The organism is Rhizobium leguminosarum bv. trifolii WSM2297 (genome assembly GCF_000271845.1).
The window spans coordinates 4,104,672-4,119,773 of sequence record NZ_JH719395.1; the positions used below are offsets into that span (position 1 = coordinate 4,104,672).

Below are 15,102 nucleotides of genomic sequence, written 5' to 3' on the forward strand. Positions count from 1 at the left end.
TAGAAAATTCATCTTAAGTTCCGGCGCGACGTTAAACGCGTAACATTTTTATTGTGCAGTGCATCATTTGTTAACGGATGCATAAGACATTCCTCATCGCCGACCCCACTGCCAATTCATCTGGCGGAGACTGAAAAAGCATGATGCTTGACTACAACTCCCTTTTGTTGGCGCTCGGCGTCTCCACGGCATGTCTTGCCGTAACCTTGATGGGCAGCTGGCTTGTCCGACGGGCCGAAACGGTGCTGCTCACCGCTACCATCGGCCTTGTCCTCGTCATCGCCGGCATTTTTGTCTACGGCGCTTATGTGAACAGGCCGGAGACAGCGCTGGGTGTGGCCAATTTCGTGCTGTTTCATGCCGGTTTTGCCACCATATGGGGTGCCGCCAGGCAGTTTCTCACCGGGCGTCTGTCTGTTCCGGCCATCTCGATCCGGGCGCTGGCCGCGATGGTCTTCTCCATCGTGCCGATGTTATCGGGTTATGACGGCCTGGCCTTCATCGCCGACAATCTTGCCATCGCCCTGCTGCTCTTTGCCACTGCCAGGCAATATTGGCTGGCCCGTGCCGAAGCGCCGGCGCCGATCCTCGGCATCACAGTGCTCTATACGCTGACGGCGATCTCCTTCGTCCTCTGCGCCGCGGTGCTGATCTCCGACGGCAAGCTGGTGCTGGGCAAGGCGCCGAGCAACTGGGCCGAAGATCTGAGCCTCGCCGTCTGCATCGCCGGCATGACCGGGATCGGCGCGCTGTCGCTGGCGCTGCATCAATGGCGGCTTGCCGCCCGCCATCGTCTGGAGGCGATCACCGATCCGCTGACCGGGCTGCTCAACCGCCGCGCCCTGTTCGATCAATACGGCACGCGCCCGATGGGCTCGACCACCGCCGTCATCGTCTTCGATATCGACCACTTCAAATCCGTCAACGACCGCTATGGCCATGCGTGCGGCGACCGCGTGATCAAGGTCTTTGCCGCCGAGCTCGCCAGCCATTGCCGCCCCGGTGACATCGCCGCGCGGTTGGGCGGCGAAGAGTTTGCGCTGGTGCTGAAGGAGATCATGCCCGGCCGCGCCGAACTTGCGGCCGAGCGGATCCGCAGGGCTTTCGAGGCGCGCGAGATCGATATCGACGGCGAGGTGCTGAAATGCACCGTCAGCATCGGGGTCGCGCCCGGGCGCGCCAAGAGCCTGGATTTCGACGCCATGCTGAGTGCCGCCGACAAGGCGCTCTACGCCGCTAAGCGCGGCGGCCGCAACCGCGTCGAGCTTGCCGGCCACCTGGAGGCGGTTGCCGTCGAGGTGTCGCGCACCGCGTCTTGATCGCCGATTGATCCTCTCCTACTATCGCCCTCGGCCGGATGCGGCCAGCCGCCCCGCGACGCCCGATGTTTCACACTTTGGCGTTATGGTGAATGCATCCAGAGAACATCCTTCACATCCCTTGCCGTTTGGCGATCGATGGCGAACGGGTCAGCAGACGCGGGCACTGATCGTCCTGTTTGCCGCCAACGGAAGGATGACATGATGCGCGATTTTCGCGATGCCAAGCTCATGGCAAAGACATTGCGGCAGGCCCTTGCCGACCGCGACATTTCTCTCACCCACAGCGAGACGCTCGAAATCGTCGCCCGGCAGTTCGGGCTCGAGCAATGGAATATCCTCGCCGCAAAGATAGAGGAAGCGGGTGCTCCTCGCTCTGCCATCGGCATTGAGCCGCCGATGCCGATCTTCCGCATCTTCTCCGTGGAAAAGGCGATGGAATTCTATTGCGGCTTCCTCGGTTTCCATCTCGATTGGGAGCATCGCTTCGGCGAAAACAGCCCGCTCTATTGCCAGGTCTCACGCGACGGCATGGCGCTGCACCTCAGCGAGCATTCCGGCGACGCCAGCCCCGGCGCAAGAGCCTTCGTCCGCGTCGCCAATGTGCGGGCCTATCACGCCGAACTTGCCGGCAAGGACTACCCCTACATGAACCCCGGCGTGGAGGAGGCGCCGTGGGGACTTGAGATGACCGTCATCGATCCCTTCAGCAACCGCATCGTCTTCTGCGAGCAGAGGTAGGCGGGGGCGGTTGGACTCCCTCTTCTCCCCGCCGGGGGTTAGAAGGACGGGTTGAGACCCGTGGCTCAACCCCGGGCGGTGGCCCGAAGCCATTCATTGCTCTTCGCTTTTGCTCTGAGCATTCGCGGCTTTGCCGCTCACCCCCTCAACCGCCTGCCGGCACCTTCTCCCCGCTGGGGAGAAGAGACGCGTAGCTCGCGCCCCTCCTAGATAACCATCAGCGCCCGCACGAAAGCGACCGAGGCAAGCAGCGAGGCGATCGTCCGCACATGGTTCCACCATGTCCAGTCCCTGAGATAGGTCGCCCAGAGCTGAGCCGCCTCTGCTCCGCCGCCGCTGACCTTTTCCAGCGCATCGTTCATCGGCACGTTGAAGATGATGGTCGAGAGGAAGGAGGCGAAGACATAGAGGGCGGCACCTGCCAGCATCAGCGCGGATGCGCCGCCGCGCCAGTTCATCAGCGCCAGTACTGTGATGACCAGGCAGAGGATTGCCGTCGGCACGAAAAGCGCCATGAAGGGCGAGCGGACGATCGTCACATTGATCGAGTTCATCGCGGCAATGCCCTGTTCGGCCGGGATGCGCGAGAAGGCGGTCATGATGAAGGTCGAGAAGGCGAAGAAGATGCCGGCGACGAGGCCGCTGCCGATCGCCGCGGCGACGAGCGAGAGGATCAGGACGATCTGCATTGTCAGGCGCTCCATATTCCGGTGGCCGCCGTCCGGCGAGCATATTGGCTGAAATCCGTGGCGGGACGGTCGAGGATTTCGGTGACGCCGCTCATCGTGCTGGAATTGCGGCCGTCGAGCACCTGGCCGAACAGCTCTTCCAGAAGCTCGATCACCCCCTGCGGCAGGCCGGCGGCGGCAAGCCCGCCGGTGAAATCGGCCATCGACACCTGCTCGTATGCGATCGGCCGCCCGGCGGCCTCGGCGATTTCGGCGACCGCCTGCCGGAATGTCAGAGCTCGCGGCCCGGTCAGTTCGTAGGTCTTGTTGCGATGCCTGGGATCAGTCAGGGCGGCGACGGCTGCATCGGCAATATCGTCGGCATCGAGGAACGGTTCGCGGATCTCGCCTGCCGGCAATTGCAGCCTGCCGGCACGGAGCGGTTCCAGAAACGCGCCCTCGCTGAAGTTCTGGCAGAACCACGAGGCGCGCAGAATGGTGGTGCCGATGCCGGAGGCTTTCAGCGCCGCTTCGCTCCGTAGCGCGCCTTCCTCTCCACGGCCGGAGAGCAGCACGATATGGTCAAGGCCGCATTCGACCGCGATCCTTGCAAGCACTTCGATCGCCTCGGCCGCCCAGGCGACGGAAAGATCCGGCTGGAAGGCGACATAGGCGCTCGATGCTCCCTCTAGTGCCCCGCGCCATGTCGACCTGTCCTCCCAGTCGAACGGACGGGCGCTCGAGCGCGATGCCGCGCGCACATTCAGGCCGCGCGCTTCCAGGCGTTTGAAAATGCGGCCGCCGGTCTTTCCCGATCCACCGACGAGGACGATTTCGGAATTCAGCATGTCGAAAGCTCCTTCCCTGATTAAAACAAGAGAAACTCTCTTATTTGCAAAAAGAGATAATCTCTCTTATTTTATTTGTCAACCGCCAGAGGAGAGACGCATGTCGGATCAGCCGGTCGCAACGCGCAGGCGCAATCAGCAGCATAGCGGCCAGCCGCGGCGGATCCCCAGCCAGCAGCGCGGCCGCGAGCGCTTCGAAAAGATCCTCGCTGTGGCCGCCGAGCTGATCGAAAGCCATGGCAGCGACGGCTTGAAGATGAGCGAGATCGTCGAAAAGGCTGGTCTCTCCTTCGGCGCGCTCTACCAATATTTCCCCGACAAGAGCTCGATCATCCGGACATTGGCCGAGCGCTTCAACGAGGAGGGCAGGCGCTGCGTGGAAGCGGAGCTGGCGAAGGTGACCGACGCTGCGGCGCTCACCGGCGCACTCGCCACCATTGCCGACGAATATTATGCCTTCTTCCGCCGCGAGCCTGTCATGCGCGACATCTGGCATGCGACCCATACCGACAAGCTGCTGCAGCAGATCGATGCCGAGGACATGGAATTCCATGCCCAGGCATTTCTCGCCGTGCTCCTCCGCCTGTGGCCGGATCGTGACCGCAAGGAGCTTCTGGCAATCGCCCGGCTGACGATGCAGCTGCTCGCCGCCGCGGTGCGTTATGCCGTTTCGCTGGATGCGGAGGAGGGCGATGCCGCCATTGCCCTGTTCAAGAAGATGCAGGGACCCGATATCGGTCGCTTGTTGCAGTGATAGGCCGGTCTTCTGTCTGGAAACTGCGGGCTCTTGCTGCTATTGCCGCAGAGACGCAAAGCCGAAGGAGAGCCGCATGATCCAGACCACGTTTCCCGACCGCGCCGTGATGGCCGAACTGGTGGCCAAGATGCTCTGGGAAATCAAGGCGGTGCATTTCAACGCTGCCCAGCCCTATAAGCTTGCCTCCGGCATGGCGAGCCCGGTCTATATCGATTGCCGCAAGCTGCTCTCCTTCCCGCGCATCCGCTCGACGGTGATGGATTTCGCCGCCAGCACCTTGCTGCGCGATGCCGGTTTCGAGCAGTTCGATTGCATCGCCGGCGGCGAGACTGCCGGCATCCCCTTCGCCGCCCTGCTTGCCGACCGCCTTGGCCTGCCGATGATCTATGTCCGCAAGCAGCCGAAGGGCCATGGCCGCAATGCCCAGATCGAAGGCAACATGCCGGAAGGCTCGCGTGTGCTGGTCATCGAGGATCTGACGACGGCCGGCGGCAGCATGTTCAAGTTCATCGATGCCGTCCGTGCCGCTGGCGGCATCGTCGACCACGGCATCGCGCTGTTCTTTTACGGCATCTTCGGCAACCAGCGTTTTGCCGAGGGCAAGGTCCGGCTGCACCACATCGCCACCTGGCGCAATGTGCTGGCGGTCGCCAAGGAGCAGAAGCTGTTCGACGACAAGACGCTCGCCGAGGTCGAGGCCTTCCTCGATGCGCCGCTCGCCTGGTCGGGTAGGAATGGTGGGGTCAGTGAGCTTTCGCTCTAGCCAGTTGACAAAAGCTCGCCAAATCGATTGATGAACATAGACGTCCTGTTGGGAGGAATCCGATGATTTTGTGCTGCGGCGAAGCCCTGATCGACATGCTGCCGAGGGATACGACCCTTGGCGAAAAGGGCTTTGCGCCCTATGCCGGCGGCGCGATCTTCAATACCGCCATCGCGCTCGGCCGGCTCGGCATTCCCACCGCCTTTTTCACCGGCATTGCCGATGACATGATGGGCGAAATCCTGCTGGCGACGCTGAAAGCGAGCAATGTCGATTACAGCCCATGCGCCATCACCCAGCGCCCCTCGACGATCGCCTTCGTCAAGCTGGTCAACGGCCAGGCGACCTATGCCTTCTACGACGAGGGAACGGCCGGCCGGATGATCACCGAGGCCGACCTGCCGACGCTTGGCGATGATTGCGAAGCGCTGCATTTCGGCGCCATCAGCCTGATCCCGAGCCCCTGCGGCGAAACCTACGAAGCGCTGCTCGACCGCGAAGCAGAAAAGCGTGTCATCTCGCTCGACCCGAATATTCGCCCCGGTTTCATTAAGGACAAGCAGGCGCATATGGCTCGCATCAAGCGCATGGCGGCTAAATCCGACATCGTCAAATTCTCCGACGAGGACCTCGACTGGTTCGGTCTTTCGGGCGACCATGATGCGCTCGCCGCCCACTGGCTCGCCCAAGGCGCCAAGCTCGTCGTCATCACCAAGGGCGCGGAAGGCGCCTCCGGTTATACCAGCGAGCGCAAGGTGACGGTGCCGAGCGAGCGGGTGACGGTGGTCGACACGGTCGGCGCCGGCGACACCTTCGATGCCGGCGTGCTGGCGTCGCTGAAAATGGATGGCCTGCTGACCAAGCGCCAAGTCGCCACGCTCGACGAACAGGCGGTGCGCAACGCCCTGACGCTCGGCGCCAAAGCCGCCGCCGTCACCGTATCGCGGGCCGGCGCCAACCCGCCCTGGGCGCGTGAGATCGGGCTTTAAAGCATCGCGGTAGGGGTGGCACCGATCGATCAGCAGACTGTCCGGGGAGCCACGCTACGGTCGAAGATCGGGAACGGTCACCAGATCCCACAAGAAGTTTTCGCACCAAAGCGAGACGTCGTGAGAGAGCAGGTGTTCCATCATCATGCTCCAGCGGTCGCGGCGCTCCTCAAGCGACATGGCAAGGCCCCTGGCGAGCGCATTGGCTGTGCCTTCGACATCGTAAGGATTGACAAGCAGCGCACCCTTCAACTCCCGCGCCGCGCCGGCGAAGCGTGACAGCACCAAGACGCCCGGGCGATCCGGGTTCTGGGCGGCAACATATTCCTTGGCGACGAGGTTCATGCCGTCGCGCAACGGCGTGACCAGCCCGATCGTCGCCAGGCGGTAGAGGCCGGCGAGCACGTTGCGGCTGATCGATCGGTTGACATAACGGATCGGCACCCAGTCGACCGTTCCGATGGCGCCGTTCACGCGGCCAGCCTGTTCGGCGACCATCTTTTGCATATGCTCGTATTCGGGCACTTCCGATCGCGATTTCGGCGTGACCTGAAGATAGGTGACCTTGTTCTGATAGGCAGGATTGTCGGTGAGGAAGCGTTCGAACGCCTCCAGCCGCTGAATGATCCCCTTCGAATAGTCGAGCCGGTCGACGCCGATGATCATATCCCGGCCTTCAATGCTGCGCCGGGTTTTCTGCACCATGATATTGTTTGCGGCTTTCTCGGCGAATTCGGCGAAGGCCGCGGTCTCGATCCCGATCGGATAGGCGCCGGCCTTGAAGATCCGCCCGTGGGAATCGAACAATCCGTTTCCGAGGTCGTCGCCAATGCCTTCCCTCCTGAGATAGCCGGCGAAGTTCTGCAGGTCGTAGTCCGTCTGAAAGCCGACGAGATCGTAATGGGAGAGGCCGCGCATGATTTCCTCATGGACGGGCATGGTGACGAGAATGTCGGCCGGCGGCCAGGGAATGTGAAGGAAGAAGCCGATCCGGTTCTTCAGCCCCATTTGGCGCAGTTCGGCGGCCAGCGGAATCAGGTGGTAATCATGAACCCAGATGACGTCGTCCGGCTCGATCATCGGCGCCAGACGATGCGCGAAGAAGCGGTTGACGCGGAAATAACCGGCCATTTCCTTGCGGCCATATTCGGCGAGGTCCAGGCGGTAATGGCAGATCGGCCAGAGAACGCGGTTTGCAAAGCCGCGATAATATTCCTCGACGTCGGTGTCGGTGAGATCGGTCAGCGCGTAGGTGATGTTACCCCTGAGCAGCTGCGACAGCGGGCCGGGCTCCCTGTCCCCGCTCGATTCTCCCGACCAGCCCATCCAGATGCCGCCGCGCTCTTCCAGGGCTGCCTGCAATGCCACGGCGAGTCCCCCGGCGGAGGCGCTCCCATCCTTGGCGGGAATGGGGACACGATTGGAAACGACGATAAGACGGCTCATGAACTTCCTTTGGAGACGATGGAGCGTGAAACGCTATGTGACGAGCGTCTCGGGCAATCTCCCGAATTTGACACGGACCTTGATCCGGACGCGGTAGCCCGGTGCAAGCGCCAGCGGAACAATGAAATGGAGCGCGTTCCCCGGCATGGCAAGCCATGTCGTCGGAACTACACGGAATTTGCTTGAATCTAGGGCGTTTGCCGCGAATTGAAAGAATTCATTCTAAAATATTCTATTAGAAGAACGTTCAATCCGATTTTCGCACGACGGCGATGGGCCGGGGCCGCAGATGTCACTTCGTCATTTGCTGCCGTTATGACGATGTTGGCAGCTGCCCCTCATCCGCCTGCCGGCACCTTCTCCCGGTTCTGACGGGGCGAAGGGACAAGCTGCAACGTCGCGATTCCCTCTTCTCCCCTCGGGGAGAAGGTGCCCGTAGGGCGGATGAGGGGGCCGGTAACGCCGGCCTCTCCAACGCCCAGCAGGTGTGCGTCCAGGGCGGTTGTCGGCTTAGCGGCAGAAATGAGTTAGGCAAGACTTGTGCCCCGCGGCCCCCTCATCCGCCTGCCGGCACCTTCTCCCCGAGGGGAGAAGAGATTTGGGGCGGCCGTCGCCGTTCCTCGCTCATTTTTCGCAGGGCAGTCCCCTCACGCCAACCGGTAGGGCCGGGTGAGGGGCAATCTTGAGCGCCTACTTCGCCAGCTTCGCCAGTGCCGCAACCAGGCCCTGCGTCGAGGAATCGTGGCCCGCAGCACTCTCCTTGCCTTCGACGACCGGCAGCAGGCCTGTTGCCAGTTCCTTGCCGAGTTCGACGCCCCACTGGTCGAAGGAGTTGATGCGGAAGAGCACGCCTTCGACGAAGACGCGGTGTTCGTAAAGCGCGATCAGGCGGCCGAGCGCGTAGGGGGTCAGCTTGTCGTAGACGAAGGTGATCGACGGCCGGTTGCCGGTAAAGACGCGATGTGGGGCGATGAAATCGGCCTTCTTGTCGGCCATGCCCTTATCGGTCAGCTGCTTCTTGGCTTCCGCGAAGGTACGCCCCTTCATCAGCGCTTCCGACTGGGCGAGAACGTTGGAGATCAACAGCTGGTGCTGGTGGCGCAGTTCCGGCTCGAAGGCATTGGCGGCGATCATGAATTCGGCCGGGATGATGCTCGTGCCCTGATGGATGAGCTGGTAGAAGGCGTGCTGGCCGTTGGTGCCGGGTTCGCCCCAGACGACCGGGCCGGAATTGCCCTCGACCGGGGTGCCGTCGATGGTCACACCCTTGCCGTTCGACTCCATGTCGAGCTGCTGCAGATAGGCCGGGAAGCGCGACAGGCGCTGGTCGTAGGGCAGGATGGCGCGGGTGGGATAGCCGAGCACGTTGCGGTGATAGAAGCCGATCAGGCCGAGCAGCATCGGCAGGTTCTCGGTAATCGGCGCCTTACGGAAATGATTGTCGACGGCATGGGCGCCGTCGAGGAATTTGCCGAAATTGTCCGGGCCGACCGCGATCATCAGCGGCAGGCCGATCGCCGACCAGATCGAGTAGCGGCCGCCGACCCAGTCCCAGAAGCCGAAGACGCGGGCGCTGTCGATGCCGAAGGCGGAAACCTTGTCGAGCGCCGTCGAGACGGCAGCGAAGTGGTGCTGGACGGCGGCTTCGCCGAGCGCCTTGGCGATGAACTTGCGCGCCGTCTGCGCATTGGTCATCGTCTCCACCGTCGTGAAGGTCTTCGAGGCGACGATGAACAGCGTCGTCTCCGGCTGAACCAGCTTCAGGATGTCGGCGATATGGGCGCCGTCGATGTTGGAGACGAAATGCGCGCGCGGGCCGTCATGGAAGGGGGCAAGCGCCAGCGTCGCCATCACAGGACCGAGATCCGAGCCGCCGATGCCGATATTGATGACATCGGTGATCGCCTTGCCGGTGGCGCCCTTCAGCGTGCCGGAGCGGATATCGTCGGCAAACCTACCCATGGCGGCAAGCACGGCGTTGACGTCGGGCATTACGTCCTTGCCGTCGACCAGCACCGGCGTGTTGGAGCGGTTGCGCAGCGCCGTGTGCAGCACGGCGCGGTCTTCGGTGAAATTGATCGCCTTGCCGGAGAACATCTCCTCGCGCTTCTTTTCGACACCGCCCTCTTCGGCAAGCTTGACCAGCAGCTTGAGGATCTCGTCATTCACCGCCGTCTTGGAAAAATCCATCAGCAGGTCGTCAAGCCGGACGGAAAAGCGCGCAAAGCGCTCGGAATCGGCTGCGAAAGCGGCACGGATATCGGTTGCCTTGGTGGCATCAGCGGTGCTTTTCAGCTGTTCGACGATGGCGTTCATGGGAGGCTCCTTTGGAGGCGGAAAGGTTGCGGAAACTATTCGCTTTATCGGGCGCAAATCAAGTTCAGCCGCCGTTCCAATATGAAAAAAGCCACCCGCGCGAACGGATGGCCCTCATTTTCATAAAGCTGTCAAATTCAGCCGCGCAGGTCCTTGCGCAGGATCTTACCAACAGGCGACTTCGGCAGCTCGGTGCGGAACTCGATGAAACGCGGGCGTTTGTAATTGGTGAGGTTGGCGATGCAATGAGCCTTCACCTCCGCCTCCGTCAGGTTCGGATCCTTCCTGACCACGAAGAGTTTCACCGCCTCGCCCGAATGCCCGTCCGGCACGCCGACGGCTGCGGCCTCGAGGATGCCGGCATGCATGGCGGCGACTTCCTCGATCTCGTTCGGATAGACGTTGAAGCCCGAGACCAGGATCATATCCTTCTTGCGGTCGACGATCTTGGTGTAGCCGCGCGCGTCCATGAAACCCATGTCGCCCGAGCGGAAATATCCATCGGCGGTCATCACCCGCGCCGTTTCCTCTGGTTTCTGCCAATAGCCGGCCATCACCTGCGGCCCCCGGATGCAGATCTCGCCGACATCGCCTGATGGCAGCGAATGGCCGTCCTCGTCGCGGATATCGAGATCGGTGGAGGGCATCGGCAGGCCGATCGAGCCGGTGAATTCGGGCGAATCGAAGCGGTTGGCGGTGGCAACCGGCGACGTTTCGGAAAGCCCGTAGCCCTCCGTTACCGCAGTGCCCGTAATCTTCAGCCAGCGTTCGGCGACCGGGCGCTGCACCGCCATGCCGCCGCCGAGCGACATGATCAGCGAGGAGAAGTCGAGCTTGGCGAAATCGGCATTGTTCATCAGCGCATTGAACAGCGTGTTGAGGCCGGGGAAGATATGCACATCGGACTTGCCGAATTCCTTGACGAGGCCGGGAATGTCGCGCGGATTGGCGATCAGGATGTTGCGGGCGCCGAGCGACATGCCCATCAGCGAATTCACCGTCAGCGCGAAGATGTGGTAGAGCGGCAGGGCGCAGAGGAAATTCAGCACCTCCGGCTGCTTCTTGCGCTCGAAGGCAGATCGGAGCCAGAGCGACAGCTGCAGCTTGTTGGCAAGCAGGTTTGCATGCGTCAGCACCGCACCCTTGGCAACGCCTGTGGTGCCGCCGGTATATTGCAGGAAGGCGATATCGCTGCCGGCAAGCGTCACCGGCTGCAGCGGCTTTTTCGCCCCCTCGCGCAGCACCTGGCTGAAGCTCTTATGCTGGGGGATCGACCAGGATGGAACGAGCTTCTTCACCTTGCGCACGAGCAAATTGACGATCAGTCCCTTCGGTCCCAGCATTTCGCCGAGCGAGGTGACGACGACGTGGCGGATGTCGGTCTTGTTCAGAACCTGCTCGACGGTGCGGGCGAAATTCTCCAGCACGAAGATGGCCTTGGCGCCGGAATCGCGCAGCTGATGTTCCAGCTCGCGCGGCGTATAGAGCGGGTTGACGTTGACGACGATGAGGCCGGCCCTGAGGATGGCGTAGGTCGCGACCGGGTTCTGCAAGACGTTCGGCATCATCACTGCGACGCGATCGCCCTTTTCAAGCCCGGTGCTCTGCAGCCAGGCGGCGACCTTGCGCGTCTGGCTTTCCAGCTCGCGGTAGCTCATTGCCTTGCCCATGCTGGAAAAGGCGGTACGGTCGGCATAACGGGCGCAGGATTTTTCCAGCAGTTCCGCAAGCGAGGCGTGTTCCAGCGGTGGAAGCTCGGCCGGAACCATTTCCGGATAGGCGGCAAGCCAGGGCTTCTCGGGCTTGGCGCCATTCGGATGGACGGAAATGCTGTTCATCTTATCCTCTCTCCCTTGCGGCCGCCGTGCCGGCATTGCGCCGGGAATCGACTGAAGGATCCTCCATCTTCCAGTCCGGCAGCTTATGCCATTGCCTGAACGGTTCAAGCCGAGATTGAAGCTATACTAACCTTGACGTAAACGTCAATAATCGCCGGTGGCGCAATCGTGCCGAAGACGGAACTTTGAGTCCGCCATGACGTTGATCTTGCATCCCCAAACCGAGGAAACACCAAAAGGAGGTGCACAATGTTGAATCAGGAGACCGACGCCAACCGCCGCGACCCGAATAAAACAAGCACGCATTCACTGATCGCCAGTGACCGGGTCGAAGGCACCCGCGTTTATGGCCCCGACGGCAGGCACATCGGCTCGATCGAACGCCTGATCATCGGCAAGCTTGACGGCCGCGTTGCCTATGCCGTGTTGAGCTTCGGCGGCTTCCTGGGCATCGGCCACGATCACTATCCGCTGCCCTGGGAAAAGCTGAACTACGACACCCAGCTGGATGGCTATCGCATCGACCTGACCAAGGAACAGATCGAAGGCGCCCCGAGCTATTCGGACGATGACGACACCTGGTACAACGATAATGGCCGCCGGGTCTACGACTACTATGGCGTGCCGCCCTACTGGATGTAACGTCGTTCGATAGGCCGAACTGGAAGGGCCCCGCGGGATGCGGGGCCTTTTGGTGTCTAGTGAAGGCTTTCATATTGGCCTCTTGGCATGACGAGGGCCCATTGGTTCCCTCAGTCCTGTGCTCGTCACAGGAATCCAATCCGCCCAAGTCTTGGGCGCGAGAAACCCTTTGCCGTTACATGAGTCATTCACCGCGCGGACGCGCGGTGGCTGGATTCCTGTGACGAGCACAGGAATGAGGGAGGTAGAGACCGGATGCGCGACCTCTTACTCCCCCGCAACAAGGTCATTGACCGAGCGCAACACCGTACCGATCATGATATCCGCTGCCCTAATCGTCCTCGCCGTCCTCACCTCAAACACGTGGCTCTCGCCCGGCAGCAGCGTCACCAGCATCGTGTCGACGACGGCATCCGGGTCGAGCCGATCCGCCATCAGGCAGAGATCTTTGAGGAAATTCTGAGCGGTCACCCTGACCGCATAACCGCCCTCGATCTGCGTGACATCGACCGCCAGCCGTGGTGCTGCCAGGTTGAGTTCGATATCCTCGACGAAATAATGAAAGGCCCGCCTGTCGAGCATCTCGACGACAACCACCTCGTCCTTCGGTAAGCCGGGGCTGACGAGGTCGCTCGGCAGCGGAAATTCCTTGGCTTCGAAGCGGTCGCAGAGCAGGCGCCAGAATTCGAATTCGGTAAGCACGGTGCCGTCGAGCTTCAAACGTTTGCCGGCAATCCTGGCCCGCCAGAACAGCGTGCGTTCGTTGACCGCGACTGCCGCAAGGCGATCACCGCGTGGCTGGATCGTCAGCAGCCTCGGATCATAGGCGGCTTTGAGCGCATACCAGAGCGGCTTGCGGCGCCCGGCCGAATCGAGTGCCGCCCAGGAGGTCACCGGCCAGCAGTCGTTGAACTGCCAGACCACTGCACCCTTGCAGATATCCCGGTGCGACCGCATGTGCTCGATGGCGAAGCGGATGGCGCGGGCCTGGTTGAGCTGGGTGGCGAAGTGCCAGTCGTCCATCATTTTGGGTTCCGGCAAGTGGCCGGCAAGGCCGCGGATCAGCTTGTCATTGCCCCCCGTTGCCTTCTGGTGATGGAAGACGCCGTTCGATTGCGGCGTCAGCGGCTGATCGTGCACGCTCTCTTCGATCGTTGCCCAGGCCGCCGGCGCCTGCCAGCCGAATTCGGAGCAGAAGCGCGGGATATGATTGCGGTAGACCTCGTAGCCGACATCGTTCCAGACGTCCCAGATGTGTTTGCAGCCATGTCCGTCGGTATTGGGTTCGATCTCCATCGAGCCGGAATAGGGGCTGCCGGGATAATAGGGCCGGTCGGGATCGAGTTCGCCGCAGAGTTTCGGCAGCAAGTCGAGATAATAACCGAGCCCCCAGCTTTCGTCGGCCTTGATGATCGGCCGCCAGCCCCATTCGTCGAAGCCCCAGATATTCTCATTGTTGCCGTTCCAGAGGATCAGGCTGGCATGCGGCATCAGCCGCACGACATTGTCGCGCACCTCTGCCTCGACTTCGCTCTTCAGCGGCTCCTCCTCCGGATAGGCGGCGCAGGCAAACAGGAAATCCTGCCAGACCAGCATGTCCATGCGGTCGCAGGCCTCGTAGAATTCGTCGCGCTCGAAGATGCCGCCGCCCCAGACGCGCAGCATGTGGATATTGGCGCTCTTTGCCTCCTCGATCCGCGCGGCATAGCGCTCGGCCGTCACCCGTGAGGGAAAACAATCGTCCGGAATCCAGTTCGCGCCTGCGATGAACAGCGGCACGTCGTTGATGACTAAGGTGAAGGCTGAGCCATGCTCGTCGGCTGATGTATCGAGCCTGAGCGAGCGGAAACCGAGCTGCCGTTCATGAGCATCGAGCCGATCGCCGCTGGCATCGTCGATCAGCTCAAGCGTCAGCGGATAGAGCGGCTGCGCGCCGAGATGGTGCGGCCACCAGAGCTGCGGCGAGGGCACGGCAAGCTCGAAGGCAACCTCGTCTTCCCCAGGGGCGATCGTCACCGTCGTCGTCACGCCGCCGATTGCCGCGATAAGCCGGCACGGAGCGTCATTGCCCTGCCGCGCCAGCCGGGCATGGATCTTCACCAGCCCGTCGCCGCCGGCAAGGCTTGCCGATATCCGTGTCTCGGCAAGTCGCGCCCGCTGCCAGCTTTCCAGCCGCACCGGCTTCCAGAGGCCTGAAGTCACCAGCGTCGGCCCCCAGTCCCAGCCGAAATTGCAGGCCATCTTGCGCATCAGATTGCCAGGGCCCGGATAGTTGTTGGGACGGTAGCCGTAATGTTTCTCCATCTCGGCGCCATAGGCATAGGCGGAGTGGAAGGTGACGGTGAGCTCGTTGGCGCCGGGTTTCAGCAGCTTGGAAATATCGAAACGGTAGGTGCGGTGCATGTTGAAGCTGCGGCCGATCTCTTCGCCGTTGAGCACGATGACCGCGACCGTATCCAGCCCGTCGAAGACCAGCTCCCGCACCCTGCCATCATCAGCCGTCGCCTCGAAGCTGCAGCGATAGGTCCAGTCGGTTTTGCCGATCCAGTCGTTGGTGATCTCGTTGACGTCGATATAGGGATCGGGGATCAGCCGGCTGGCGAGAAGGTCGAGATGCACACATCCCGGCACCGTCGCGGGGATTGCGTCAGGCAGGCTGGACCTTGCTGTATCGTTACAGGTCTGCGTCCAGCCGGAATTGAGCTCGGTCTTCTCGATCATGCGGGCTCCTGGTTCATGCCGCTGGAAGCTGTGGGATGATGTGTGGGTTGGAAG

Annotated in this window: 12 protein-coding genes; 6 read left to right on the forward strand and 6 right to left on the reverse strand. The window is 62.0% G+C overall.

The window, feature by feature from the left end:
- Window positions 1–140 precede the first annotated feature (140 nt).
- A complete protein-coding gene (locus tag RLEG4DRAFT_RS35090) occupies window positions 141–1,319 on the forward strand; it encodes a GGDEF domain-containing protein (RefSeq protein WP_003583964.1) in 1,179 nt (392 codons plus the stop codon).
- 204 nt (window positions 1,320–1,523) lie between these two features.
- Window positions 1,524–2,060 carry a glyoxalase superfamily protein gene (locus RLEG4DRAFT_RS35095; protein ID WP_003583966.1) on the forward strand — a complete coding sequence of 179 codons (537 nt, stop codon included), beginning with the start codon at window positions 1,524–1,526 and terminating at the stop codon, window positions 2,058–2,060.
- A gap of 206 nt (window positions 2,061–2,266) precedes the next feature.
- Here the strand turns inward: RLEG4DRAFT_RS35095 and RLEG4DRAFT_RS35100 are convergent, their stop codons facing one another.
- Entirely contained in the window at window positions 2,267–2,749 is a 483-nt protein-coding gene (locus RLEG4DRAFT_RS35100; protein ID WP_003583967.1) for a DUF1772 domain-containing protein, read from the reverse strand.
- Between the two features lie 2 nt (window positions 2,750–2,751).
- Window positions 2,752–3,576 (reverse strand): NmrA family NAD(P)-binding protein, encoded by an 825-nt coding sequence (locus tag RLEG4DRAFT_RS35105; RefSeq protein ID WP_003583969.1) that lies wholly within the window; start codon window positions 3,574–3,576, stop codon window positions 2,752–2,754.
- Between the two features lie 100 nt (window positions 3,577–3,676).
- Here RLEG4DRAFT_RS35105 and RLEG4DRAFT_RS35110 point away from each other — a divergent pair, with 100 nt between their 5' ends.
- The 3 genes from RLEG4DRAFT_RS35110 to RLEG4DRAFT_RS35120 all read left to right on the forward strand — a co-directional run bounded on the left by RLEG4DRAFT_RS35110 (window position 3,677) and on the right by RLEG4DRAFT_RS35120 (window position 6,085).
- Window positions 3,677–4,330 carry a TetR family transcriptional regulator gene (locus RLEG4DRAFT_RS35110; RefSeq protein WP_003583971.1) on the forward strand — a complete coding sequence of 218 codons (654 nt, stop codon included), beginning with the start codon at window positions 3,677–3,679 and terminating at the stop codon, window positions 4,328–4,330.
- Between the two features lie 76 nt (window positions 4,331–4,406).
- Window positions 4,407–5,096 carry an orotate phosphoribosyltransferase gene (locus tag RLEG4DRAFT_RS35115; RefSeq protein WP_003583973.1) on the forward strand — a complete coding sequence of 230 codons (690 nt, stop codon included), beginning with the start codon at window positions 4,407–4,409 and terminating at the stop codon, window positions 5,094–5,096.
- A 62-nt stretch (window positions 5,097–5,158) separates the two neighbouring features.
- Window positions 5,159–6,085 (forward strand): carbohydrate kinase family protein, encoded by a 927-nt coding sequence (locus RLEG4DRAFT_RS35120; protein WP_003583974.1) that lies wholly within the window; start codon window positions 5,159–5,161, stop codon window positions 6,083–6,085.
- Between the two features lie 54 nt (window positions 6,086–6,139).
- Here the strand turns inward: RLEG4DRAFT_RS35120 and otsA are convergent, their stop codons facing one another.
- The 3 genes from otsA to RLEG4DRAFT_RS35135 all read right to left on the reverse strand — a co-directional run bounded on the left by otsA (window position 6,140) and on the right by RLEG4DRAFT_RS35135 (window position 11,685).
- Window positions 6,140–7,531: an alpha,alpha-trehalose-phosphate synthase (UDP-forming) gene (gene otsA / locus RLEG4DRAFT_RS35125; protein WP_003583976.1), complete on the reverse strand. Its 1,392-nt coding sequence runs from the start codon at window positions 7,529–7,531 to the stop codon at window positions 6,140–6,142.
- A gap of 690 nt (window positions 7,532–8,221) precedes the next feature.
- On the reverse strand, window positions 8,222–9,847 hold the full coding sequence (gene pgi / locus RLEG4DRAFT_RS35130; RefSeq protein ID WP_003583978.1) for a glucose-6-phosphate isomerase: 1,626 nt from the start codon (window positions 9,845–9,847) through the stop codon (window positions 8,222–8,224).
- Between the two features lie 137 nt (window positions 9,848–9,984).
- Complete coding sequence (locus RLEG4DRAFT_RS35135; protein ID WP_003583980.1) at window positions 9,985–11,685, reverse strand: long-chain fatty acid--CoA ligase; 1,701 nt, start codon at window positions 11,683–11,685, stop codon at window positions 9,985–9,987.
- A 249-nt stretch (window positions 11,686–11,934) separates the two neighbouring features.
- On the opposite strand from RLEG4DRAFT_RS35135, the gene RLEG4DRAFT_RS35140 reads away from it, so the two are divergent.
- Window positions 11,935–12,327, forward strand: coding sequence for a PRC-barrel domain-containing protein (locus tag RLEG4DRAFT_RS35140; RefSeq protein ID WP_003583982.1), 393 nt, complete (start codon window positions 11,935–11,937; stop codon window positions 12,325–12,327).
- A gap of 267 nt (window positions 12,328–12,594) precedes the next feature.
- On the opposite strand, the gene RLEG4DRAFT_RS35145 is transcribed toward RLEG4DRAFT_RS35140, so the two are convergent.
- Window positions 12,595–15,048, reverse strand: a complete 2,454-nt coding sequence (locus tag RLEG4DRAFT_RS35145; RefSeq protein WP_003583983.1) for a glycoside hydrolase family 2 protein — start codon at window positions 15,046–15,048, stop codon at window positions 12,595–12,597.
- Window positions 15,049–15,102 lie beyond the last annotated feature (54 nt).

Coding starts and splice junctions, on each gene's coding strand:
- RLEG4DRAFT_RS35115 (WP_003583973.1), top strand. CDS start 4,407: ATGATCCAGACCACGTTTCCCGACCGCGCCGTGATGGCCGAACTGGTG.
- RLEG4DRAFT_RS35135 (WP_003583980.1), bottom strand. CDS start 11,685: ATGAACAGCATTTCCGTCCATCCGAATGGCGCCAAGCCCGAGAAGCCC.
- RLEG4DRAFT_RS35090 (WP_003583964.1), top strand. CDS start 141: ATGATGCTTGACTACAACTCCCTTTTGTTGGCGCTCGGCGTCTCCACG.
- RLEG4DRAFT_RS35110 (WP_003583971.1), top strand. CDS start 3,677: ATGTCGGATCAGCCGGTCGCAACGCGCAGGCGCAATCAGCAGCATAGC.
- RLEG4DRAFT_RS35095 (WP_003583966.1), top strand. CDS start 1,524: ATGCGCGATTTTCGCGATGCCAAGCTCATGGCAAAGACATTGCGGCAG.
- RLEG4DRAFT_RS35100 (WP_003583967.1), bottom strand. CDS start 2,749: ATGCAGATCGTCCTGATCCTCTCGCTCGTCGCCGCGGCGATCGGCAGC.
- pgi (WP_003583978.1), bottom strand. CDS start 9,847: ATGAACGCCATCGTCGAACAGCTGAAAAGCACCGCTGATGCCACCAAG.
- RLEG4DRAFT_RS35105 (WP_003583969.1), bottom strand. CDS start 3,576: ATGCTGAATTCCGAAATCGTCCTCGTCGGTGGATCGGGAAAGACCGGC.
- RLEG4DRAFT_RS35120 (WP_003583974.1), top strand. CDS start 5,159: ATGATTTTGTGCTGCGGCGAAGCCCTGATCGACATGCTGCCGAGGGAT.
- RLEG4DRAFT_RS35145 (WP_003583983.1), bottom strand. CDS start 15,048: ATGATCGAGAAGACCGAGCTCAATTCCGGCTGGACGCAGACCTGTAAC.
- RLEG4DRAFT_RS35140 (WP_003583982.1), top strand. CDS start 11,935: ATGTTGAATCAGGAGACCGACGCCAACCGCCGCGACCCGAATAAAACA.
- otsA (WP_003583976.1), bottom strand. CDS start 7,531: ATGAGCCGTCTTATCGTCGTTTCCAATCGTGTCCCCATTCCCGCCAAG.